General features: G+C 72.8%; 24 protein-coding genes. 13 read left to right on the top strand and 11 right to left on the bottom strand.

The window, feature by feature from the left end; translation table 11 throughout:
* Window positions 1–35: 35 nt before the first annotated feature.
* The 4 genes from DKL51_RS36625 to DKL51_RS24140 all read right to left on the bottom strand — a co-directional run bounded on the left by DKL51_RS36625 (window position 36) and on the right by DKL51_RS24140 (window position 2,672).
* Window positions 36–656, bottom strand: a complete 621-nt coding sequence (locus DKL51_RS36625; RefSeq protein WP_243422599.1) for a sigma factor — start codon at window positions 654–656, stop codon at window positions 36–38.
* 316 nt (window positions 657–972) lie between these two features.
* On the bottom strand, window positions 973–1,578 hold the full coding sequence (locus DKL51_RS24145; RefSeq protein WP_124812534.1) for a hypothetical protein: 606 nt from the start codon (window positions 1,576–1,578) through the stop codon (window positions 973–975).
* Between the two features lie 99 nt (window positions 1,579–1,677).
* Window positions 1,678–1,836, bottom strand: coding sequence for a WCX domain-containing protein (locus tag DKL51_RS37275; protein WP_207783973.1), 159 nt, complete (start codon window positions 1,834–1,836; stop codon window positions 1,678–1,680).
* Entirely contained in the window at window positions 1,833–2,672 is an 840-nt protein-coding gene (locus DKL51_RS24140; protein WP_207783974.1) for a helix-turn-helix transcriptional regulator, read from the bottom strand. The genes DKL51_RS37275 and DKL51_RS24140 overlap by 4 nt, the downstream gene beginning before the upstream one ends.
* Before the next feature lie 96 nt (window positions 2,673–2,768).
* Here DKL51_RS24140 and DKL51_RS24135 point away from each other — a divergent pair, with 96 nt between their 5' ends.
* The 5 genes from DKL51_RS24135 (at window position 2,769) to DKL51_RS24115 (ending at window position 6,638) form a co-directional block, all read left to right on the top strand.
* Window positions 2,769–3,455, top strand: coding sequence for a 4a-hydroxytetrahydrobiopterin dehydratase (locus DKL51_RS24135; protein WP_109946590.1), 687 nt, complete (start codon window positions 2,769–2,771; stop codon window positions 3,453–3,455).
* Window positions 3,456–3,458: 3 nt separating this feature from the next.
* Entirely contained in the window at window positions 3,459–3,674 is a 216-nt protein-coding gene (locus DKL51_RS24130) for a hypothetical protein (protein WP_109946591.1), read from the top strand.
* Between the two features lie 174 nt (window positions 3,675–3,848).
* Complete coding sequence (locus tag DKL51_RS24125) at window positions 3,849–4,805, top strand: MFS transporter (protein WP_243422601.1); 957 nt, start codon at window positions 3,849–3,851, stop codon at window positions 4,803–4,805.
* Between the two features lie 72 nt (window positions 4,806–4,877).
* Entirely contained in the window at window positions 4,878–5,543 is a 666-nt protein-coding gene (locus DKL51_RS24120) for a biliverdin-producing heme oxygenase (protein WP_109946593.1), read from the top strand.
* Between the two features lie 123 nt (window positions 5,544–5,666).
* Complete coding sequence (locus DKL51_RS24115; protein ID WP_207783975.1) at window positions 5,667–6,638, top strand: TIGR03560 family F420-dependent LLM class oxidoreductase; 972 nt, start codon at window positions 5,667–5,669, stop codon at window positions 6,636–6,638.
* Between the two features lie 30 nt (window positions 6,639–6,668).
* Here the strand turns inward: DKL51_RS24115 and DKL51_RS24110 are convergent, their stop codons facing one another.
* Complete coding sequence (locus DKL51_RS24110; protein WP_109946594.1) at window positions 6,669–7,247, bottom strand: TetR/AcrR family transcriptional regulator; 579 nt, start codon at window positions 7,245–7,247, stop codon at window positions 6,669–6,671.
* 72 nt (window positions 7,248–7,319) lie between these two features.
* On the opposite strand from DKL51_RS24110, the gene DKL51_RS24105 reads away from it, so the two are divergent.
* A complete protein-coding gene (locus tag DKL51_RS24105) occupies window positions 7,320–8,528 on the top strand; it encodes an FAD-dependent monooxygenase (RefSeq protein ID WP_109946595.1) in 1,209 nt (402 codons plus the stop codon).
* Window positions 8,529–8,530: 2 nt separating this feature from the next.
* On the opposite strand, the gene DKL51_RS24100 is transcribed toward DKL51_RS24105, so the two are convergent.
* Both DKL51_RS24100 and DKL51_RS24095 read right to left on the bottom strand, forming a co-directional pair.
* The gene (locus DKL51_RS24100; protein WP_109946596.1) at window positions 8,531–9,073 is read right to left on the bottom strand and encodes an SRPBCC family protein; all 543 of its coding nucleotides are present in this window, start codon (window positions 9,071–9,073) and stop codon (window positions 8,531–8,533) included.
* Between the two features lie 2 nt (window positions 9,074–9,075).
* A complete protein-coding gene (locus DKL51_RS24095; RefSeq protein ID WP_311768078.1) occupies window positions 9,076–9,390 on the bottom strand; it encodes an ArsR/SmtB family transcription factor in 315 nt (104 codons plus the stop codon).
* Between the two features lie 81 nt (window positions 9,391–9,471).
* Here DKL51_RS24095 and DKL51_RS24090 point away from each other — a divergent pair, with 81 nt between their 5' ends.
* Window positions 9,472–10,401, top strand: coding sequence for an LLM class F420-dependent oxidoreductase (locus DKL51_RS24090; RefSeq protein WP_109946597.1), 930 nt, complete (start codon window positions 9,472–9,474; stop codon window positions 10,399–10,401).
* A 32-nt stretch (window positions 10,402–10,433) separates the two neighbouring features.
* On the opposite strand, the gene DKL51_RS24085 is transcribed toward DKL51_RS24090, so the two are convergent.
* Complete coding sequence (locus DKL51_RS24085) at window positions 10,434–10,820, bottom strand: hypothetical protein (protein ID WP_109946598.1); 387 nt, start codon at window positions 10,818–10,820, stop codon at window positions 10,434–10,436.
* Between the two features lie 113 nt (window positions 10,821–10,933).
* Between DKL51_RS24085 and DKL51_RS24080 the strand changes: the two genes are divergently transcribed.
* Together DKL51_RS24080 and DKL51_RS24075 are read left to right on the top strand one after the other, a co-directional pair.
* Entirely contained in the window at window positions 10,934–11,695 is a 762-nt protein-coding gene (locus tag DKL51_RS24080; protein ID WP_109946599.1) for a hypothetical protein, read from the top strand.
* Window positions 11,696–11,751: 56 nt separating this feature from the next.
* Window positions 11,752–13,002, top strand: a complete 1,251-nt coding sequence (locus tag DKL51_RS24075) for an FAD-binding protein (RefSeq protein WP_109946612.1) — start codon at window positions 11,752–11,754, stop codon at window positions 13,000–13,002.
* An 11-nt stretch (window positions 13,003–13,013) separates the two neighbouring features.
* On the opposite strand, the gene DKL51_RS24070 is transcribed toward DKL51_RS24075, so the two are convergent.
* From DKL51_RS24070 to DKL51_RS24060, 3 genes are all read right to left on the bottom strand, one after another.
* Window positions 13,014–14,156 carry a site-2 protease family protein gene (locus DKL51_RS24070; RefSeq protein WP_109946600.1) on the bottom strand — a complete coding sequence of 381 codons (1,143 nt, stop codon included), beginning with the start codon at window positions 14,154–14,156 and terminating at the stop codon, window positions 13,014–13,016.
* 49 nt (window positions 14,157–14,205) lie between these two features.
* The gene (locus DKL51_RS24065; RefSeq protein ID WP_109946601.1) at window positions 14,206–15,057 is read right to left on the bottom strand and encodes an alpha/beta hydrolase; all 852 of its coding nucleotides are present in this window, start codon (window positions 15,055–15,057) and stop codon (window positions 14,206–14,208) included.
* A gap of 78 nt (window positions 15,058–15,135) precedes the next feature.
* On the bottom strand, window positions 15,136–15,855 hold the full coding sequence (locus DKL51_RS24060) for a TetR/AcrR family transcriptional regulator (protein WP_109946602.1): 720 nt from the start codon (window positions 15,853–15,855) through the stop codon (window positions 15,136–15,138).
* Between the two features lie 109 nt (window positions 15,856–15,964).
* On the opposite strand from DKL51_RS24060, the gene DKL51_RS24055 reads away from it, so the two are divergent.
* The 4 genes from DKL51_RS24055 to DKL51_RS24040 form a co-directional block, all read left to right on the top strand.
* Entirely contained in the window at window positions 15,965–17,419 is a 1,455-nt protein-coding gene (locus DKL51_RS24055; RefSeq protein ID WP_109946603.1) for an MFS transporter, read from the top strand.
* A 117-nt stretch (window positions 17,420–17,536) separates the two neighbouring features.
* The gene (locus tag DKL51_RS24050; protein ID WP_109946613.1) at window positions 17,537–18,451 is read left to right on the top strand and encodes an ABC transporter ATP-binding protein; all 915 of its coding nucleotides are present in this window, start codon (window positions 17,537–17,539) and stop codon (window positions 18,449–18,451) included.
* Window position 18,452: 1 nt separating this feature from the next.
* The gene (locus DKL51_RS24045) at window positions 18,453–19,259 is read left to right on the top strand and encodes an ABC transporter permease (RefSeq protein ID WP_109946604.1); all 807 of its coding nucleotides are present in this window, start codon (window positions 18,453–18,455) and stop codon (window positions 19,257–19,259) included.
* Between the two features lie 29 nt (window positions 19,260–19,288).
* Window positions 19,289–20,276 (top strand): sensor histidine kinase (locus DKL51_RS24040; protein ID WP_124812533.1); only part of this gene is annotated, 988 nt, incomplete at its 3' end.

Below are 20,276 nucleotides of genomic sequence, written 5' to 3'. Positions count from 1 at the left end.
CGACCAGTAACAACGCCACCGCGCCACGCCGCACGCTAGTTCTCCTCGGGATTGAGCCGATTCTGTCGGTTTGCGTCCTCGACGAGCGGCACGCGTACCTGACGATCGGAGATCCTAGCTATGTAGCCGGGCGGCTCACGGCCCGGCGCTGGCAGCCGGGTACGGATTCCTCCCCAGGCAGCTGTGCGACACCGCTCGGCCTCGCGGCGGTGGGCGCCCCTTTCTCGCCTGACCGGTGCGCTGGTGAACATGCGGACACTCGAGCTATAGAGGTGGCAACAGCAACCAGCCAGGCCCGAGAGCGCCGGTCGCGAGTCGTACCGCTGGGAGGCGCGCGGCGCCTGGAGCATCACCAACCGGCCTTCCGGGGAGTCGGGCGGTGTCGGCCGGTCGGCGTCTTCCCAGCCGACTTGCTCTCGCCGCCACCAGCCGCGGCGCCGCTCATCGAGGAAGGCCCGGATCAGGATCTGGCGTACGTAGGCGTCGAGCACCTCGTGCCGGGAAATCGGGTTCCAGACCAGGTAGAGCTTCGTGAACGCGGTCTGGACCAGGTCCTCCGCCCGGTGCCAGTCGCCGCAGAGCAGGTACGCGGTGCCACGCATCGCGTCCGACCTCGCCGCGAAGTACTCCGCGAACGTCGCATCGCGATCGCTCATCCAAGCCTCCTATCCCCGATGCGAGATAGTCACGCTTGGTCCGGCTCCGAGGGTTGCTCGTCGGAACGGAATCTTCCTGGCGCGACACTCTCACCGGGCTCGCGAAACGGCCCGGGCATGCGCGCTGCTGGACCGGGCGCGTACCGCGCCAAGAGCGGGGACCTGCGCGTCCGCCGCCGCTGTGCCGATGGACCAACATCTCCTAGCTCACCGCAGCAGGCACCTGGGGCTTGCCGAGCAAGGGGATGTGGACGGGGCGAACTGAGAGCAGGCCTGGCGGTACTGTCGTCCACCGGCCGCCGCGCATCGTCGCCGGTCAGCGTGGGACATAGCCGTTTGCAGAGTGGACCAACAAACGGAAGCCCATCGGCACCCGCTGGTGACGAGGCAGGCCGAGTACCTCGTAGTCGACCGCGAGGTCATCGAAGAACAGCCCTGATCCGGGGGCCATCTCCACGTCCGGGATCGTGATCGTGACGAAGACCGGCAGCTCCGCGCCCGCCGCCACCCTGTTCGACCGGAACGGTGCCGCCGCAGCCAGGTCGAACACGACGGCGGTGGCCTCATCGGCATGGTTCACCGCCAGGCGGGCGATCTTGAACACGTGCTGATCCGCAGGACCGTCATTGACCGCGATGTCGGTGATCGTGACGGGCCACGGACCGGGATTGCGGATGGAGGCGCCGAACGTGACCTGCCTTCCGGGATTGAAGGCGAACCGTACCTCCGTCCTCTGCCCTTCCGTGCGCGACTCCGCGTCAGCCCCGTGCCACCACGAGCTGCCGTGATCGAGGCGATGGCTGATGATGGCCGACAGATACCCGGCGCACAGCGCGGCAGCCAGCGTCGCGACGATCAGGAGACGCCGACGGCGCGTCACAGGCGGCTTCCGCGTGGGGACCAGCACCGGCGTCAACGTCATGGCAGCGCACGTTACAACGCGCATGTGCGCGGCGCTGCCCGCCCGGTACCGGCCCTTTGGCGGCGTTCTGCTGGTGCTACGCCACCCGCCCGCCGTACCTCACAGGCCCTGGCTGTCAACGGCGTAGTGGGCCGCGGCGCCGCGGACTTCGTCCGCCACGCGCTGGCGCATCGAGGCCGGCCCGAGGACCTCGACGGCCGCACCCAGGCTGAGGATCGCCGACACCGCCCAGAACTCATTGTCGAAGGGCACCGTCACCTCGATCTCCCCCGTCGCCGTGACGGGGACCGGGCCTGCCCGTGGACGGGCACCAGGCGCCGCAGCCGAGGCAGGGCCCGGGCAGCGACGCGTAGCGTCACCTCGACCGAGGTCTGCTCCTCGTCCTCCAGTTCTCGGCGTGCCGCCGCCCAGGTCTCGGCGAGATCGAACTGGGCCGGGCGGACGACCGGCTCGTCGAGCAGTTCCACCGAACGCACCCGGGACACCCGGTAGGTGCGCCGCTGCTGGTCGCGCAGGGCCACCAGATACCAGTCACCGGCGGCGAGGACGAGTCCCAACGGGTCGACCTCCCGGGTGGCGGCGCGGCCGTCGCGCACATACTCCAGGCGTACCCGGCGGTCGCGCCAGACCGCGTCGGCGAGCTGGGTGAGGCAGGGCACCGGCTCGGGTGTGCCGTACCAGCGGACCGGGTCGAGGTGGAACCGCTCGGCGGTACGGCCGGCCCGCTGCCGGGCCTCGCCGGTGAGGCTGGCCCACACCTTGATCCGGGCGCCTTCCAGCATGTCGCCGAGTCCGAGCTGTTCGGCGGGGCCGGCGAGCCCGAGGAACGCCAGCGCTCCGGCCTCGTCCAGGCCGACCCCGGTCAGCCGGGTGCGGTACCCGCCGTCGAGGCGGTAGCCACCAGCCGGCCCCCGGGTGGAGCGCACCGGTACGCCGGCCGCCACCAGCGCCTCGACGTCCCGCTGCACCGTGCGCTCGCTGACCTCCAACTGCCGGGCCAGCTCGCTGCCGCTGGCCTGGCCACGGACTTGAAGGTGCAGCAGCAGGGTCACCATCCGCGAGGCACGCACGTTCTCATACTCGCTCAGATTCACGACAAAGGGTGTCGGGAACCCGGGCGATACTCGACCGGCCAGAGTCGGACGGCGACAGAGCCTGCGGCTCGCTCGCAGGCTGGGGAAGGGAGTGACATGGCTGAGGTGGCGACGGGCGTGACGGGGCGCATCAGGCCGCGGCAGTTCCACGAGACCGTGGGCCTCGAGGACTGGCGAGTGGTGGGGGAGGGTGCCTGCACGTACTTCCGCACCGGGTCGTTCGCGGCGGGCGCCCGGCTGGTGCAGGCGATCAGCGAGCTCACCGGCCTCGACGACCACCACCCCGGCGTCGACCTGCGGTACGGCGGCGTGCTGGTGCGCCTTATCACCGTCACCGACGACTACTACGGGCTGACTGAGCGGGACGTCGACCTGGCCGGGCAGATCTCGGCGGCGGCCCGCGAGCTCGGCCTTCCCGCCGATCCGTCCGCGGTGCAGAACGTTCAGGTCTCGATCGACGCGGTTGCCATCCCCGAGGTCCTGCCGTTCTGGCGTGCCGTGCTCGGCTACACGGAGCGTGGTGACAGCCCCGAGGAGGACCTGATCGACCCGCGCGGCCGCGGACCGTTGATCTGGTTCCAGCAGATGGACGGGCCGCGACCGCAGCGCAACCGGATCCACTTCGACCTGTGGGTGCCGTACGAGCAGGTCGAGGCGCGGATCGCGGCGGCGCTCGCCGCCGGCGGTCGCCTGGTGACCGACGAGTACGCGCCGTCGTGGTGGGTGCTGGCCGACGCCGAGGGCAACGAGGTCTGCGTGGCCACGACGACGAGCCGCGACTGAACGATGGCGCGTACGAGCCCCCTGACGGACACCCGGATCTCCGTCGTACCCGCCAACGAGGCGAGCTGGGACGACCTGCAGGCCATCTTCGGCAAGCGGGGCGACGCCGCCCGCTGCCAGTGTCAGTGGTTCCAGACCGCACCCGCCGAGTGGCGGTCGCTCCCGGTCGACGAACGCGCCCGCGACTGCGCGAACAGACCGCATGCGGCGAGCCGGTGAACATCGCGGTTCCGGTCTCCTGAACCACGGCACCACGGAAGGGCCCGTCAGCTCCGGCTGGCGGGCCCTTCGCCGGCTCCGGAGCAGGTGGGTTCCGGGTGGTTGCCGTGGGGCAAGTTATTCGACGAACGTGATCTGCATCACGTCCTGGCACCTACGCCGGAGGAGGCCGACGTGGCAAAGACAGCAGCAGCGGGTACGGCGAGGCTCCGTACCATCGAGACGGACATCCCGGCCCGGATGGACCGCCTGCCCTGGTCCCGGTGGCACTGGATGATCATCATTGGTCTCGGTACCGTCTGGATCCTGGACGGCCTGGCCGTGACCATCGTCGGTGCGATCGGCGGCCGGTTGACCGAGCCGGGCAGCGGCCTGGAGCTGAGTCCCACCGAGGTGGGCGCCGCCGGCTCGGCGTACATCGTGGGCGCCTGCCTCGGTGCCCTCTACTTCGGACGGCTGGCCGACCGGCTCGGCCGCAAGACGCTCTTCATGATCACCCTCGGGGTGTTCCTGCTCGGCAGCGTGCTGACCGCCTTCTCGATGAACGTCATCTGGTTCATCGTCTGCCGGTTCATCACCGGTGCCGGCGTCGGCGGCGAATACTCCGCGATCCACTCGGCGGTCGACGAGCTGATCCCGGCCCGGGTGCGCGGCGCCGTGGACCTGATCATCGGCGGCTCGTACTGGATCGGCACGATCCTCGGCTCGCTCGCCTCGGTGGTCCTGCTCAACACGGCGCTCTTCCCGATGAACATCGGCTGGCGGCTGGCCTTCGGGCTCGCGTTCGTGATGGGCTTCGCGATCCTGCTGGTGCGCCGCAACGTGCCGGAGAGTCCACGCTGGCTCTTCCTGCACGGCCACGACGAGGAGGCCGAGCGGGTCACCCGGGACTTCGAGCGCCAGGTCGTCGCAGCCACCGGCCAGGAGCTGATCCCGCCGCGCCGCACGATCCGGGTGAAGCAGCGCCCGCCGATGGGCATCGCCGAGATCGCCCGCGTGGTGTTCCGGATGTACGAGAAGCTGGGCTGCAAGTACTGGGGTCCGCTGCGCTTCCGTAACGGACTCCGGGAGGGCGTACGGCGGGGGGTCTTCCGCAAGGCCGGCGGCGGCCGGTACGTGCGGGTGAGCTGACGCGGCCGCGGGCCGGTCCACCGGTGGACCGGCCCGTCGGCTCCCGCCCAGCTCAGCGGGCATACTTGCCCGATGCCCAACCAGCTTCGCTCCGGCGCGCCCGACCCGGTCGGCCCGATGCTGGCCGCGCTCCGGACCGGCACCCGGGACCACCATCTCGCCCTGGAGCGTCAGCTCGACCTGCCCGGCCGGATCCGGTCCCGGGCCGACCTGGTGTGCGTGCTGTCCGCCCTGCTCGCCTCCTGGCAGCCGCTGGAGCGCCAGCTCGCGGCCGCGGACTGGGCCACCCTGGGGATCGACGCCCAGCTCGGCGCGGCGAGCGATCTGCTCCGGGCCGATCTCGAGGCCCTGCCCGCCACCGAGGGGGGCGACCCCGAGGGGCCGTTTGCCGGCCTGGGCAGACAGGCGAGCGGCAGCCCGCGGTTCGACACCGCGGCTGCGGCCGTCGGCGGCCGGTACGTCCTGCTCGGGAGCGCCCTCGGCGGACGGGTGATCGCCCCCGTCGTGGAGAAGCGCCTCGACCTCCCGGCGGGCACGGCGACCCGGTTCTTCCGCCGGACCGGGATGGAACCGGGCCGCGACTGGCGGACCTTCCGCAGCGCGGTGGCCGGTCGCGACTGGTCACCGGAGGGACTGGAGCACGCGGCCTCCGCCGCCCGGGAGACCTTCGCCTTCGTGGGTCGGACCGCCGGGCCGATCCTGGCGGAGCGGCCGCCCGCACGACGCCGCGTGGCCTGACGCCCGCCGAGCCGGCCGCCGATCCGGCCGCGCGGAGAGCGACGCTGCCAGATATCCGGACCCGCCGGGGCTCGGTGGCCCCTCCCGTACGATGACCTGCGGCGACGGGGGGAGTGGGGCGACGTGGGCAGGATCCGGTGGGGCGTGGTGCTGCCCCAGGGCTGGCGGTCGGATCTCACCCACCTCACCGACCCGGTGGACCAGTTCGAGGCGATGGTCGGAATGGCCCGGGAGGCCGACGAGCTCGGCTACGACTCGGTCTGGCTCTACGACCACGTGCACGCCGTCAGCGGTGAGCCGGAGACCACCTTCGAGTGCTGGACCAGCCTGGCGGCAATCGCCCGGGAGACCAGCCGGGTCCGGCTCGGCCAGATCGTCACCTGCAACAGCTTCCGCAACCCGGCGCTGCTGGCGAAGATGGCCGCCACCCTCGACGTGGCGAGCGGCGGGCGGGCCTTCCTCGGTCTCGGTGCCGGCTGGGACCAGCGCGAGTACGACGCGTACGGCTTCGACCAGCCGTACCCGTCGACGGGAGAGCGGATGACCCGGCTGGACGAGGCGGCCCGGGTGGTCACCGCGATGCTGCGCGAGCCGGTCGCCACGGTCGACGGCCGGTACCACTGGGTGCGCGGTGCGCAGAACGTGCCGACCGGTGTGCAGCGCCCGCACATCCCGCTGATGATCGGCGGCAGCGGGGAGAAGCGCACGTTGAAGACCGTGGCCCGGTACGCGGACGCCTGCAACCTCACCGACCACACCGACCCGGCCTTCTACCGGCACAAGCTGGAGGTGCTGGCCCGGCACTGCGCCGACGTCGGCCGCGACCCCGGCAGCATCCTGAACACCGCATCCTTCTCGGTCTTCACCGGCGGCACCGACGCGGAGGTGACCGCCCGACTGGCACCGCACCTGCGGGGACGCAGCCGGGCCGAGGTGGCCGCGGGCAGCGCGGTCGGCACCCCCGCCGAGCTGGTCGAGGTCTTCGGCCGGCTGGTCGAGGCCGGCATCGAGTACTTCATGCTCTACTTCCACGAGCCGACCGACCTGGCGCCGATGCGACTCTTCGCCCGCGAGGTCGTCCCGCAGCTCGGCTGACCCGCGGCCGCCGCCGTGACCGGCGGGCGGTCAGGTGGTGAACTCGGCGGCGACCGTACGCAGTGCCCGGGTGAGGTCGCGCGCGGACGGCGCCCGGTCCGGGTCGACCAGCCACTGGGCCGCGACGCCGCCGAGCAGCGCCTGGTAGAAGGACCCGAGCCGCAGCGCCTGCGTTCGGTCGGCGCCCGGATCAAGATGGTGGAAGATCTCGGCCAGCCCCAACCGGGCCTGCTCGTTCGCGGTGGCGAACGCCTCCCGCAGCTCGGGGGTCCGGTCCATCTGGGCGATCAGCTCGAACTGGATGGCCCAGAGCGGGCGCAGCCGGGCGAAGGACTCGATGACCCTCGTCCAGGCCGCCTCGAACCGCTGCTCCGGCGTGGCGTCCGCCCCGGCGTCCACCGACAGGGCGCGTTGCAGCTCCTCGCCCCACTCCGCCATGGCGTCGATGAGCGCCTGCTGGAGCAGCGCCTTCGTGGTGCGGAAGTGGTAGCCGATGGCGGCCAGGCTGGTGCCGGAGGCGGCGGCGATGTCCCGGGCGGTGGTGCCCGAATAGCCCTTCTCCATCAGGCAGCGCTTGGCGCCGGCGAGCAGGTCTTCCCGATTCCCCATGGGCGGCAGCCTAACCGATCGCTGGAACAAGCGTCTTGCACAAATGTCTAAAACGTTTGTACAGTCGCTGTCATGAGAACCGTCCTGATCTCCGGCGCGAGCGTCGCCGGCCCCGCGCTGGCCTGGTGGCTGCGCCGCTACGGCTTCCGTCCGACCGTCGTCGAGCGCGCCCCGGCGCTGCGCGAGGGGGGCTACAAGGTGGACATTCGGGGTGCGGCCCTGGACGTGATCGACCGGATGGGCCTGCGGGACGAGGTCCGCCGGCGCGACACCGGGATGCGGCTGGCCCGCCTCGTCAACTCGTCCGGCGCCCAGCTCGCCACCATGGACGCCCAGCTCTTCGGTGGCCGGGAGGGCGACGACGCCGAGCTCATGCGCGGCGACCTGGCCCGCATCCTCGCCGACGCCACCCGCGACGTGGAGTACCTCTTCGACGACTCGATCGCCGCGATGACCCCGACCGCCGACGGGGTGGAGGTGCGCTTCGAGCGGGGCCCGGGCCGGACGTTCGACCTGGTCATCGGCGCGGACGGGCTGCACTCGACGGTACGCCGGCTGGCCTTCGGTCCCGAGTCGGCGTACCTGCGCCCGCTGGGGCACCACATCTCGATCTTCAGCGTGCGGGGCGAGTTCGGCGAGGACCGGACCGAGCTGATGCACCCGGCTCCGGGTCGCACCGTCGGCGTCTACCGGACGGCCGGGGCCGCTGATGCCAAGGCGCTCTTCCTCTTCCCCTCGCCGGAACGCGGCCCCGACCACCGGGACGTCGCCGGGCAGAAGGCGCTGCTGGCGGCCGCGTTCGGCGGGGTGGGCTGGCGGGTGCCGCGACTGCTCGACGCGATGTGGGAGGCGCCGGACTTCTACCTCGACTCGATCAGCCAGGTGCGGATGGACCACTGGTCGACCGGCCGGATCGGCCTGGTCGGGGACGCCGGGTACGGGCCGTCGCCGGCGTCCGGGCAGGGCACCAGCCTGAGCCTGGTCGGGGCGTACGTGCTGGCCACCTCGCTCGCCGCGGCGGGTGGGGATCCGGCTGCCGGGTTCGCCGACTACGAGCGGCGGATGCGCCCGTTTGTCGAGGTGAATCAGCGGCTGGCCGAGCGCAACCTCAAGGGGATGGTGCTGCGCTCGGCCGCCCAGATCCGGTTCCAGACGCTGATGCTGCGGATGATGCCGCACCTGCCCGGCCGGGAGACCATGATCCGGCGGGTGACCGAGCCGATCCGGAAGGCCGCCACCGCGATCACCCTGCCCGACGCGCCGGCCCCGCGCCCCGCCTGACGTCAGCGCGCCGGCGGCTCGCCGTCCAGGCGCTCGGCGTACGCGTCGCGCAGCTCGGTCCAGCCGAAGTCCATCGCCTCCGCGCCGCGGATCGGGCCGACCGGGTCGCCGTCGAGCAGGTGGCCGGCGACGTCCAGGCAGAGGTGCCAACCGGCCGCCATCATCGGGGCGAGGTCGGGCTTCTCCACCCGGTGCCGCAGGGTCAGCCGGGTGCCGCTGCCCGACGGGGTGAGTTCCCAGCGCAGCAGGCCGTCGCCCCAGGTGTACTCCAGCAGGGTCGGGCGCTCGGCGCGGAGCACCGTCGCCGGCTGGTCGAACGTCTCGTCGCCGTTGACCGTGCTGAGCGTGGCGTCACCCGGCGCGCCGAGGTCCCGGCTGGCGAGGAAGGGTGCCCACTGGGCGAGCTGGTCCGGCTCGGTGAGGGCGGCCCAGACCTTCTCCGGCGGGTGCCGCAGATCCCGGACGAACATCAGGTCCCACTCGCCGTCGGCTGGTACGCGGGAGACCTCGGCCAGCGGGCCGGGGCGGAAGCTGTCGCGGTCCATCGTCACTCCTGACTGTCGAGATGGCGCTCCAGGGCGTCGAGGTGTTCCGTCCACAGTCGCCGGTACGGCGTGAGCCAGTCGTCCACGGCCTGCAGCGGGCGTACGTTGATCCGGTAGATGCGCTGCTGCGCGGCCGTGCGGTAGCTGACGAAACCGGCCTCGCGGAGCACCTTGAGGTGCTTGGAGACGGCCGGTTGGCTCATGCCCAGCGCGTCCACCAGGTCACCGACGCTGCTCTCGGTGCGGCATAGCCGTTCGAGGATGCGGCGCCGGGTCGGCTCGGCCAGTACGGCGAAGGCGTCGACGGACACCACCACAATATGCTCCTACAGGCATATGCCTGTCAAGGAATATGGCCAGTCGCCGTGGTCGGCATTTCAACTCAATATGCTCGGGGCATGGAACTGCGGATCTTCACCGAACCCCAGCAGGGCGCCAGCTACGACCAGCTGCTCGCCGTGGCCCGTTGTGCGGAGGAGACGGGCTTCGGCGCGTTCTTCCGCTCCGACCACTACCTGAAGATGGGCTCGGTGAGCGGGGAGCCGGGACCGACCGACGCCTGGACCACCCTCGCCGGTCTGGCCCGGGACACCGCCCGGATCCGGCTCGGCACTCTGATGACTGCGGCCACCTTCCGGCTGCCCGGCCCGCTGGCCATCACCGTCGCTCAGATCGACCAGATGAGCGGCGGCCGGGTCGAGCTCGGTATCGGCACCGGCTGGTACGCCGAGGAGCACACCGCGTACGGCATCCCGTTCCCGGTGCTGGGAGAGCGCTTCGACCGGCTGGAGGAGCAGCTCGCCGTCATCACCGGGCTGTGGGAGACGCCGGTCGGCAAGAGCTTCGACTTCCTCGGGAAGTACTACCAGGTGAAGGACTCGCCGGCGCTGCCCAAGCCGGTGCAGGATCCGTGTCCGCCGATCCTGCTCGGCGGCATGGGCCAGAAGCGCACCCCGCGCCTCGCCGCCCGCTACGCCGACGAGTTCAACCTGCCGTTCGCCTCGGTCGAGGACTCGGTGGGCCAGTTCGAGCGGGTCCGCGCCGCGTGCGACGGGATTGGTCGCGACCCGAACGAGCTGGTCTGGTCCAACGCCCTGGTGCTCTGCTGCGGGCGGGACGAGGCGGAGGTGGCCCGGCGGGCCGCCGCGATCGGCCGGGAGCCGGCCGAGCTGCGGGAGAACGGGCTCGCCGGCACGTCCGCCGAGGTCGTCGACAAGATCGGCCGGTACGCCGAGATCGGCAGCCAGCGGATCTACCTCCAGGTCCTCGACCTGGCCGACCTGGACCACCTGGAGCTGGTGGCCGCCGAGGTCATGCGGCAACTTTGACGCAGCGCGGGGGCGAGCTGCCGTCGCCCGCGTCAGTGTGTTCGACCCAGGTCGCGCAGCACCGTGTCGAGCCGGCCGTCGCGGTCGCTGTCCAAGTAGATGATGTCCGGTACGCCGTCGCCGTCCAGGTCGAAGTGGACCACGTCGGCGATCCCGTCCCCGTCCAGGTCCGTGACGACCTCGGTCGACCCGTCGAGGTGGCGGGTCACGATCGAGTACGCCACCCCGCCGGCCGTCCGCGGCGGGGGACCGGGGTGCGGGACGGGGTCCGGCTCCGGCTCCGGCGTGGGCCCCGGCACCGGAGCGGTCCGGTACGGGAACGAGCCCTCACCCTGGTCCAGGCCGATCCCGGTCGGGTCGATCTCCTCCTCCGAGGGGTACACGTCGCCGCGGAGCGTCGGATCGCGGTAGCTGCTCATCGGCCTAGGGTTCCCCGGGAACGCCCACCGCAACCGTGCCCGATCGACCGGTGCCCGGCCTTGACCGGCGGGCGGATGATGCACCCGGACGCTCGCGCGAACGGGGGTAGGACGTGGAGCTGCACAGGAACCGGAGTTCGCTGCCGCTGGCGATCTTCTGCATGCTCGGCGGGGTGGTCGTGCTGGCTTTGTCCCACCCCGGGCGGCTGTTGCCCATGCTGGTCGCCCTGGGCGCGATCGTCCTCGGCGCGGCCGTCCTGGTCGGGGCGCTGCGGCCGTTCCGCTTCGTGATCGGCCCGGAGGGGCTCGACGTCCGGCGGCCCGGCCTGCGCGGGACCTACCGCTGGGAGCAGTTCGACGCGCTGGCGCTCGACGACGAGCCCCGGCCGGGCGCGCGCCTCGGATCGCCGCGGCTGCTCGGCGTGCCGGCCGCCGGGATGCCACCCGGCCCGAAGGTCACCGCCCGGCACCCGCTCGACGGTCGGGCCGCCATCGACCTGGTCGATCTCGACCAGGTCCGGGAGACGCCCGACGAGGTGGCCGCGGCGCTGGCCCGGTTCGCCGGCGATCGCTTCACCGACGCCCGTACGCCGCTGGCCACCCGGCTCGGCGGCACCGACTTCGAGTTCACCGAGGGGCTGCGCGGCTACCGGATCGAGCGGGTCGACGAGCTGGTGCGGCGCGGCCGGAAGGCGCTGGCCCAGGGCGGCGTGCCGGAGCGGCAGGCCGCCCGGTCGGAGATCGAGCAGGCCCGGGCCGCCGGACTGCCGGTCGGGCTGCGCGGGTACAGCACGCTGCAGGTCGACGCCGCGCTGGACCTGCTCTGTGCCGCGCTCGCCGACGAGTCGCGCACCGATCGGAAGGCCACCCCGTGACCGAAGCTCCCGCCCACCTCGCCGCCCCCGCTGATCGCCGCGGCCCAGCACCACGCCTGCCCGCCGATGACGGCGCCGGCCGGAACTGGGCCGGCAACATCCGCTACGCGGCCCGCCGGCGGCACGAGCCGTCCAGCGTGGACGAGCTGCGCCGGCTGGTCGCCGGGGCCGACCGGATCCGCGCTGTCGGCAGCGGGCACTCCTTCAACCGGCTCGGCGACACCACCGGCGACCTGGTCTCGCTGGCCGGGCTGCCGCCCACCGTCGGCCTGGACCGGGAGCGCGGCACGGTGACCGTCTCCGCCGGCCTGCGCTACGGGGACATCGCCACCGGCCTGCACGCCCAGGGGTACGCGCTGGCCAACCTGGCCTCCCTGCCGCACATCTCGGTCGCCGGCGCGGTCGCCACCGGCACCCACGGCTCGGGCGACGGCAACGGCAACCTGGCCACGTCGGTCGCCGCCCTGGAACTGGTGACCGCCGACGGTGACCTGCTCACCGTGGACCGCACCGACGACCGGTTCGCCGGGATGGTGGTCAACCTCGGCGCGCTCGGCGTGGTCACCCGGATCACCCTCGACGTGGTGCCCACCTTCGACGTCCGGCAGCACGTCCGGCTCGGCCTGCCCCGGGACGCCCTCGACGTCGCCTTCGCCTCGGCGTACAGCGTCAGCGGCTTCACCGACTGGCGCTCCGGGCGGATCGACCAGGTGTGGCGCAAGCAGCGCGCCGACCAGCCGCCGCCCCCGGCGGACTGGCTGGGTACGACGGCGGCCGAAGCGGACCGGCATCCGGTGCCCGGCATGCCGGCGGAGAACTGCACCCCGCAGCGCGGTTTGCCCGGGCCGTGGCACGAGCGGCTGCCGCACTTCCGGCTCGGCTTCACCCCGAGCAGCGGGGACGAGCTCCAGTCGGAGTACCACGTGGCGCGCGACGTGGCCGCCGACGCGCTGGCCGCGCTGGACCCGGTGGCGGAGCGGATCGCGGCGGTGCTGCAGATCTGCGAGCTGCGGACCATCGCCGCGGACCGGCTCTGGCTGAGCCCGAACCACGACCGGGACAGCCTCGCCATCCACTTCACCTGGATCGGCGACGAGTCGGCGGTGACCCCGGTGGTCGCCGAGGTGGAGGAGCGGTTGGCGCCGTTCAGCCCGCGACCGCACTGGGGCAAGGTCTTCGGCCTGGCCCCGGCGGCGGTGGCCGCCGCCTGGCCCCGGCATGCCGACTTCCTCGCCCTGCTGCGCGATCTCGACCCGGCCGGGAAGTTCCGTACCGAGCCGCTGGACCGGTACTTCCCCCGGGACTGAGGCCCGGCGGGTCAGTGCCGGCCGGTGGTCATCTGATCGCGCAGGCTGCCGCGCTGCACCGCGCGGCTGATGTCGCTCGGTGAGATGATCCCGACCAGCCGCTGGTCGGTCACCACCAGCGCCCGGCCGTCGGCGCACTCGCTCAGCCGGGGGAGCAGGTCGTTGAGCGGCTCGTCCGGGGAGGCGAGCACCAGCTCGTCGGACCGGCAGGCCACCTGCGCCAGGGTGGTCGATGCGCGCTGGTCGGCGGGGATGCCGCGGACCCGGTCGAGGGTGACCAACCCGACGGGCCGGCCCTCCTCGGTCAGCGGCAGCGCCGAGTGCCGGTACGCGAAGAGGTAGTGGTCGACGAAGTCGGCGACGGTCAGCTCCCCGGAGGCGGTCTGCGGCTGCGGCGTCATCACGTCGGCGACCCGCACCCCGCGCAGCGCGCCGCCCATCCGGGCCTGCCGCTCCTCCATGCCGGCCGCGCCGATCAGGAACCAGCCGATCAGGGCCAGCCAGAGCCCGCCGAGCGCGGCGCCGGACAGGAACCGCCAGAGTCCGAAGGCGATCAGCAGGGCACCGAGACCCCAGCCGGCCCGGGCCGCCACCACCGACGCCTTGGTCCGGTCGCCGGTCGCCTTCCACACCGCCGCGCGCAGCAGCCGACCGCCGTCCAGCGGGGCGGCCGGCAGCACGTTGAAGATGGCCAGCAGGATGTTGATGCCGGCCAGCCAGGACAGCGCGCCGAGCAGCAGTCCGCTCCCGCCGGCCAGCGCGATCACCACCGCGATGCCGCCGAAGAAGAACCCGATCAGCAGGCTCACCAGGGGGCCGATTCCGGCGATGCGGAGCTCGGCACCCGGGTCCTTCGCCTCCCCCTTCAGCTCCGACACCCCGCCGAAGAGCCAGAGCGTGATGCCCCCCACCTCGATCCCGTTGCGCTTGGCGACCACCGAGTGGGACACCTCGTGGGCGAGCAGGCCGAGGAAGAAGACCACCGCGGCGCTCAGCCCGGCCGCCACGTACTCCCAGCCGGGACGGCCGGGGTAACTGCGCGGAAACAGACTGGCCGACAGCGCCCAGGCGATCAGCAGGAAGATGACCAGGACGCTCCAGTTGACTCCGACGGGTACACCCGCGATCCGGCCAAGCCGGAAGCTCGCCCTCATAGGTCCGTCATACCCCGGTGATGACCCACCATGCCAGGGCCGTCCGGCCTCACCGGCGGGGCGCTTCGGAGACCACGGTGGGCGACATCGTATTCGCCATCTCGACCGCCCAGTCCAACGCGTAGTCGGCTTCCTGCTCCCAGCCCGGCTCACCGCCGACGAAGTGCGACCGGCCGGGAAACTCGTGGTACGCGGTGACCGCCCGGGAGGGCCGGTAGAGCTGAGCGTTGGCCGAGACCACCGAGGGCGGCACCACGTGGTCGGCGCCCCCGGCGAGCAGCAGCAGCGGCGCCCGATCGGACCGGTGCGTGTCCACCTTCGTGGCCGCGTTCGGGTCCAGGTTGGCGAAGGCGGCCTCGAAGAAAAGGTGCCCCGCGGCGGGGACGGCGTACCGCTCCCAGGCCGCGTCGGAGTCCGCCCGGCTCAGGTTGTTGCCGAAGGCGTAGTGGAAGTCGTCGGCGGTGAACGGTATGGCGCGGTGCCGGTTGGCCGGACTGCGCAGGATGGAGAACCCGGACCGCAGGGTGCTGAACGGCAGCTTGAGCACCCCTTTGATCTGGGCCGGGTGGATGCCGACCCCGGCGGCGCCGAGCCCGCGGTCGAGCAGGAGCTGGGTGAAGAGCCCGCCGAACGAGTGTCCCATCACGATGGGCGGCCGGGGCAGCGCGCGGATGATCCCCTCGTAGTGGTCCACGACGTCGGTGACCCGCTGTTGGGCGATCGGCGTCGGGTCCTCCCGCAGCGCCTCGACCTCGGCCTCCATCCCGGGCCAGGCCGGGGCGAGCACCCGGAAGCCCTTGGCGGCGTAGCGGTCGACCCAGCGTTCCCAGCTGCGCGGGGTCATCCAGAGGCCGTGGATCAGCACGATCGTGTCGACCCGTGCGGTGGGCGCGCTGGCCATGACGGTTGCCTCCCCGATGTCGGCGGTGGGACCGCCGCTTACCCGGCTGGTCCGTCGGCAACCCCCCGGGTCGGCCGGTCAGCGCGGCGGGATGTGGTCGGCGACGCCGCGGATCATCAGGTCCAGCCCGAACTCGAACCGTTCGTCCCCGTCGCCGGTGAGCATCTCGTCCACGTGGGCGCGGATGCTGGGGTACGACCGCTCCGGCAGGCTCAGGATGTACGTCCGCAGCTGCCCGAGCAGCCGATCCCAGTACGTCCGCATGTCCTGCCCGGAGGCGCGCACCTTCTCCGCGTAGAGCGCGCCCTCGTAGGCGTCCCCGGCGATGTAGAGGAAGAGCCGGTCGAGGAACCACGTCGCCGCCTGCGGCGGCACGCCCCCGGCGAGCAGGATGGCGAGCATCGCCTCGGTCACCCGGAGCGCGTTCGGGCCGGTCGGGATCCGGGCCAGCGACGCCAGCGCCAGGTCGCTGTGGCTGGCGTAGATCCGGTACGCCTGCCGGGCCACGTCGCGGATCTGCTCCGCCCACCGCTGCGGATCCGGCTCCGGGACGGTGATCTCCGCGCTGACCCGGTCGACGAGCAGTTCGAGCAGCTCCTCCTTGGCGGAGACGTGGGCGTAGAGGGAGGCGGGCCCGGTGCCCAGCTCCTGGGCGACCCGCCGCATGCTCAGCCCGCCCAGCCCCTCCTGCTTGATCACGGCGAGGGCCGCGTCGACGACCGCCTCCTGGCTCAACGGCTGACGGGCGGTCCGGCTGCGGGCGCGGGTGCGCCAGGGCGGGGCGGGGTGCTCGGTCACGGGCGACCTCCGGGTCGGGGACACCGAACATGGTACTTGCCACGAACGTCGTTCGTTGATAGAACGGTGTTCGTAAACGAACGGTGTTCGCTAGCTCTGGAGGTCATCAATGTCCCAGCTCGCCACGGGGGAGACCCGCTCGGCGCCACTCGAGGCCACCGGCCACCGCTGGCGCTGGCTCGCCCTCGCCGTCATCCTCACCGCGGAGGTCATGGACCTCCTCGACGTCCTGATCACCAACCTGGCCGGTCCGGCCATCCGCGCCGAACTCGGCGGCTCGGCCAGCCTGATCCAGTGGCTCGGCGCTGGATACACCCTGGCGATGGCCGTCGGCCTGATCACCGGCGGACGCCTCGGCGACCTGTACGGGCGGCGCCGGATGTTCCTCATCGGCGTCCTCGGCTTCACCGCCGCCTCGGCGGTCTGCGCGGTGGCCACCTCGCCGGGCATGCTGATCGCCGCCCGGGTCGCCCAGGGACTCTTCGGCGCGGTGCTCCTGCCGCAGGGGCTGGGCATCATCAAGGAGGTCTTCCCGCCGCAGCAGCTGGCCGCGGCGTTCGGCGCGTTCGGGCCGGTGATGGGCATCGCCGCCGTCGGCGGTCCGATCCTGGCCGGCTGGCTGGTCGACGCCGACCTGTGGGGCACCGGCTGGCGGGCGATCTTCCTGATCAACCTGCCGCTCGGTCTGCTCGCCACCGCCGGTGCGCTGCGCTTCCTGCCCGAGTCCCGCCCGGCCCACGCCTCCCGACTCGACCTGCCCGGCGTCGGGCTGGGCGCGGTGGGCGCGCTGCTTCTGGTCTACCCGCTGGTCCAGGGACGCGAGCAGGGCTGGCCGACCTGGACGTACGCCATGATGGCCGCGGCGGTGCTGGTCTTCGCGGCGTTCGGCCGGTACGAGGTGCGCCGGCAGCGGGCCGGGAAGGACCCGCTGGTGGTGCCCTCGCTGTTCCGCCGCCGGGCGTTCACCGGCGGACTGGTCGCCGGGCTGGCCTTCTTCACCGGGCTGACCGGCTTCTCCCTGGTGTTCAGCCTCTACCTGCAGCTCGGCCTGGGCTGGTCGCCGCTGCGGGCCGGTCTGGCCGGCATGCCGCAGGCGATCGGGATGGTGCTCGCCTTCGTGGTCGCCGGGGCCGGCCTGGCCCGCCGCCTCGGCCGGACGCTGATCCACGTCGGCCTTGCCGTGGTGGTCGTCGGCGTCGCCGGGATGCTGCTCACCCTCCGCCTGGTCGACGGGGAGCTCACCGCGTGGCAGCTCGTGCCCGCGCTGCTGCCGGTCGGCTTCGGCATGGGCCTGGTGATGGCACCGTTCTTCGACATCGTGCTGTCCGGAGTGGAGGAGGCCGAGACCGGCTCGGCCTCCGGCACTCTCACCGCCGTGCAGCAACTCGGCGGGGCGCTCGGCGTCGCCCTGCTCGGCACGGTGTTCTTCGCGGAGTTCCCGGACGGCCCCGGGCCGGCGGTCCGGCTCACCCTCTGGGCGGAGATCGGGCTGCTCGCGCTCACCTTCGGCGCCGCGTTCCTGCTGCCGCGTCAGGCCCGCGAGTCGGCGGACGCGCCGCACTGACGGCCGGTCCCCGGGCGGCGCGGCGGGCCGCCCGGGGACGACGACTGACAAATGTCACGGTCGGAAGGTGACGCGCGCTCCGGGAGCCCGGCATTCCCGCGCCGGAGCATCATGGTCATGACCCACAGCGCACCGGCCGTCGAGCTGGCCGGACTCACCAAGACCTTCGGCCCGGTGACCGCCGTCGACGGGCTCAGCCTCCGGATCGCGCCCGGCGAGGTGGTGGCCTTCCTCGGCCCCAACGGCGCCGGCAAGACCACCACGGTGGACATGCTGCTCGGGCTGGCCCGCCCGGACGCCGGCACCGTCCGCATCTTCGGCGGCACCCCCGCCGACGCCGTCCGGCACGGCCTGGTTGCCGCCGTGATGCAGACCGGCGGCCTGCTCAAGGACCTCACGGTCGCCGAGACGGTACGAATGACCGCCCACTTCCACGCCCGCACCCGCCCGGTCGCCGAGGTACTGGCGCGGGCCGGCATCGCCGACATCGCCGACCGCCCGGTCGGCCGCTGCTCGGGCGGGCAGCAGCAGCGGCTCCGCTTCGCCCTGGCCCTCCTCTCGGACCCCGACCTGATGGTGCTGGACGAGCCGACCACCGGGATGGACGTCGAGGGGCGGCGCGACTTCTGGCAGGCCATCCGGGCCGACGCCCGGGCCGGCCGGACCATCCTCTTCGCCACCCACTACCTCGACGAGGCCGACGCGTACGCGGACCGGATCGTGCTGGTGCGGCAGGGGCGAGTGGTCGCCGACGGCACCACCGCCGAGATCAAGAACCTGGCCGCCGGGCGGGTCGTCCGGGCCACCCTCCCCGGGGCCGACCAGGCCGCGCTGGCCGCGCTGCCCGGCGTACGGGCGGTGGAGGTGCGCGGCGACGGTGTGCTGGTGCGTACCGACGACTCGGACGCGGTCGCCCGGCACCTGCTCACCCGCACCGCCGCCCGGGACGTCGAGATCACCTCCCGCAACCTCGAGGACGCCTTCCTCGCCCTGACCACCGACAGCCTGACCGCCGAGACCATCGGAGCCTGAGATGACCGTCGCCACCTCGCCCGCCACCACCGCACCCGCGCGCCGCGCCGACCGGCGGCCGCCGGCCCTGGGTGGGTTCTCCACCGCCGTGCTGGCCATCGAGATCCGTCGCCTGCTGCGCAACCGTCGAACGCTGATGTTCACCCTGGTCATGCCGGCGGTCTTCTTCCTCCTCTTCGGACTGCCGCAGCGCGGTGACGACCTGCCGAACGGCCGCCCCGTCACCGCCTGGATCATGATCAGCCTCGCGGTCTACGCCGCCATGGTCGCCACCACCAGCGCCGGGGCCGCGGTGGCCACCGAACGGGCGCTGGGCTGGAGTCGGCAGCTCCGGCTCACCCCGCTCCGGCCCGCCGCGTACGTGGCGACGAAGGTGGCCACCGCGATGGTGCTGGGGCTGCTCGGCGTCCTCGTCGAGTTCGCCGTCGGGGCGGCCGCCGGCGTACGGGTGCCGGTCCACGTCTGGCTGCTGGCTGGACTGGCCGCCTGGCTCGGTTCGCTGGTCTTCGCGGCGTTCGGCCTCTTCGTCGGCTACCTGGCCCCGGCCGAGAACGTCATGCAGTTCATGGGCCCGATCCTGGCGATCCTGGCCATGCTCGGCGGTCTCTTCGTCCCGCTCGAGATGCTGCCCGACGTGTTCCGGGAGATCGCCCGGTTCACCCCGGTGTACGGCGTCGGCCAGCTCGCCCGGGCCCCGCTGACCGGGGACGGGTTCGACCTCGGCGCGCTGGCCAACGTGGCCGCCTGGACGGCGGCGTTCGGCCTCGGCGCGGCCCGGTTGTTCCGCCGTGACACCGCCCGGGTCTGAACGGGCGGCGGAGGTTTAGCGTGTTCACGATGCAGCTTCCGTGGGACCGGAACTATCTGGCGACCCGCCACTGGCGGGTCACCGGCTGGTTGCTCGCCGCGGTCTGGCTCTTCTTCCTCAACATCCCGCTGCTCGCCGCCCTGCACCAGCCCGAGCCGTGGCGGCGGGTGGTCGGCGCGGGGACCCTGGTCGCCTTCGGCGTCTGCTACGTGTTCGTCTTCCAGTGGGCGCGCGGCCGGCGCCTGGCACACGCGGGCATCCCGCTGGGCCGGGCATGGGCGGCGGTGGCGCTCCTGCTCGGCCTCGGGCTGGCCGGTATCCCGGGTACCGGCGGCGACTGGTTGACCACCCTGGTCTTCGTCGCCGCCGCCGGGGTGTTCCTGCTGCCGTCGCGACAGGCGCTGGTGGTGGTCGCCCTCGCCGCGCTGACGCCGCCCGTGACCGCCGCGCTGGTGCCCGGCTGGGAGGCGGAGGGCACGGTGGTCTTCGCGGTGCTGCTCGCCTCCTTCGCCATGTTCGGGGTGACCCGGCTGACCCAGCGCAACAGCGAACTCCAGGCCGCCCAGCAGGAGATCCGCCGCCTGGCGGTGGCGGAGGAGCGGGCGCGTACCGCGCGGGACCTGCACGACATCCTCGGCCACTCGCTGACCGTCGTCGCGGTGAAGGCCGAGCTGGCCGGGCGGCTGCTGGAGCGGGACCCGATCCGGGCGGCCACCGAGATCGCCGACGTGGAGCGGCTGGCCCGGCAGGCCCTCGCCGACGTGCGGGGCACCGTCGCGGCGTACCGGGGAATCGGCCTGGCCGGCGAGCTGGCCGGCGCCCGCTCCGCGCTGGCCGCGGCGGGCATCGCCGCGGAGCTGCCGGAGACGTTGCCGGAGCTGCCGGTGGAGCGGGACGAACTCTTCGGCTGGACGGTACGGGAGGGAGTGACCAACGTGGTCCGGCACAGCGGGGCCCGGCGGTGCGTGATCCGGGTGGAGCCGGACCGGGTCGAGGTCCGTGACGACGGGCGTGGCC

This window comes from Micromonospora globispora (genome assembly GCF_003857015.1).
Lineage (GTDB): Bacteria > Actinomycetota > Actinomycetes > Mycobacteriales > Micromonosporaceae > Micromonospora > Micromonospora globispora.
The sequence above is the reverse complement of the archived record's forward strand: the minus strand, read 5'-3'. Positions and strand labels throughout refer to the sequence as shown.

What these genes read in the sequence shown, in the direction of transcription:
- DKL51_RS24085 (WP_109946598.1), bottom strand. Translation starts at nt 10,820, where the DNA reads ATGAGCAGCTACCGCGATCCGACGCTCCGCGGCGACGTGTACCCCTCG.
- DKL51_RS24105 (WP_109946595.1), top strand. Translation starts at nt 7,320, where the DNA reads ATGAGAACCGTCCTGATCTCCGGCGCGAGCGTCGCCGGCCCCGCGCTG.
- DKL51_RS36625 (WP_243422599.1), bottom strand. Translation starts at nt 656, where the DNA reads ATGAGCGATCGCGATGCGACGTTCGCGGAGTACTTCGCGGCGAGGTCG.
- DKL51_RS24050 (WP_109946613.1), top strand. Translation starts at nt 17,537, where the DNA reads ATGACCCACAGCGCACCGGCCGTCGAGCTGGCCGGACTCACCAAGACC.
- DKL51_RS24120 (WP_109946593.1), top strand. Translation starts at nt 4,878, where the DNA reads ATGCCCAACCAGCTTCGCTCCGGCGCGCCCGACCCGGTCGGCCCGATG.
- DKL51_RS24145 (WP_124812534.1), bottom strand. Translation starts at nt 1,578, where the DNA reads ATGACGTTGACGCCGGTGCTGGTCCCCACGCGGAAGCCGCCTGTGACG.
- DKL51_RS24070 (WP_109946600.1), bottom strand. Translation starts at nt 14,156, where the DNA reads ATGAGGGCGAGCTTCCGGCTTGGCCGGATCGCGGGTGTACCCGTCGGA.
- DKL51_RS24065 (WP_109946601.1), bottom strand. Translation starts at nt 15,057, where the DNA reads ATGGCCAGCGCGCCCACCGCACGGGTCGACACGATCGTGCTGATCCAC.
- DKL51_RS24045 (WP_109946604.1), top strand. Translation starts at nt 18,453, where the DNA reads ATGACCGTCGCCACCTCGCCCGCCACCACCGCACCCGCGCGCCGCGCC.
- DKL51_RS24100 (WP_109946596.1), bottom strand. Translation starts at nt 9,073, where the DNA reads ATGGACCGCGACAGCTTCCGCCCCGGCCCGCTGGCCGAGGTCTCCCGC.
- DKL51_RS24090 (WP_109946597.1), top strand. Translation starts at nt 9,472, where the DNA reads ATGGAACTGCGGATCTTCACCGAACCCCAGCAGGGCGCCAGCTACGAC.
- DKL51_RS24055 (WP_109946603.1), top strand. Translation starts at nt 15,965, where the DNA reads ATGTCCCAGCTCGCCACGGGGGAGACCCGCTCGGCGCCACTCGAGGCC.
- DKL51_RS24130 (WP_109946591.1), top strand. Translation starts at nt 3,459, where the DNA reads ATGGCGCGTACGAGCCCCCTGACGGACACCCGGATCTCCGTCGTACCC.
- DKL51_RS24110 (WP_109946594.1), bottom strand. Translation starts at nt 7,247, where the DNA reads ATGGGGAATCGGGAAGACCTGCTCGCCGGCGCCAAGCGCTGCCTGATG.
- DKL51_RS24135 (WP_109946590.1), top strand. Translation starts at nt 2,769, where the DNA reads ATGGCTGAGGTGGCGACGGGCGTGACGGGGCGCATCAGGCCGCGGCAG.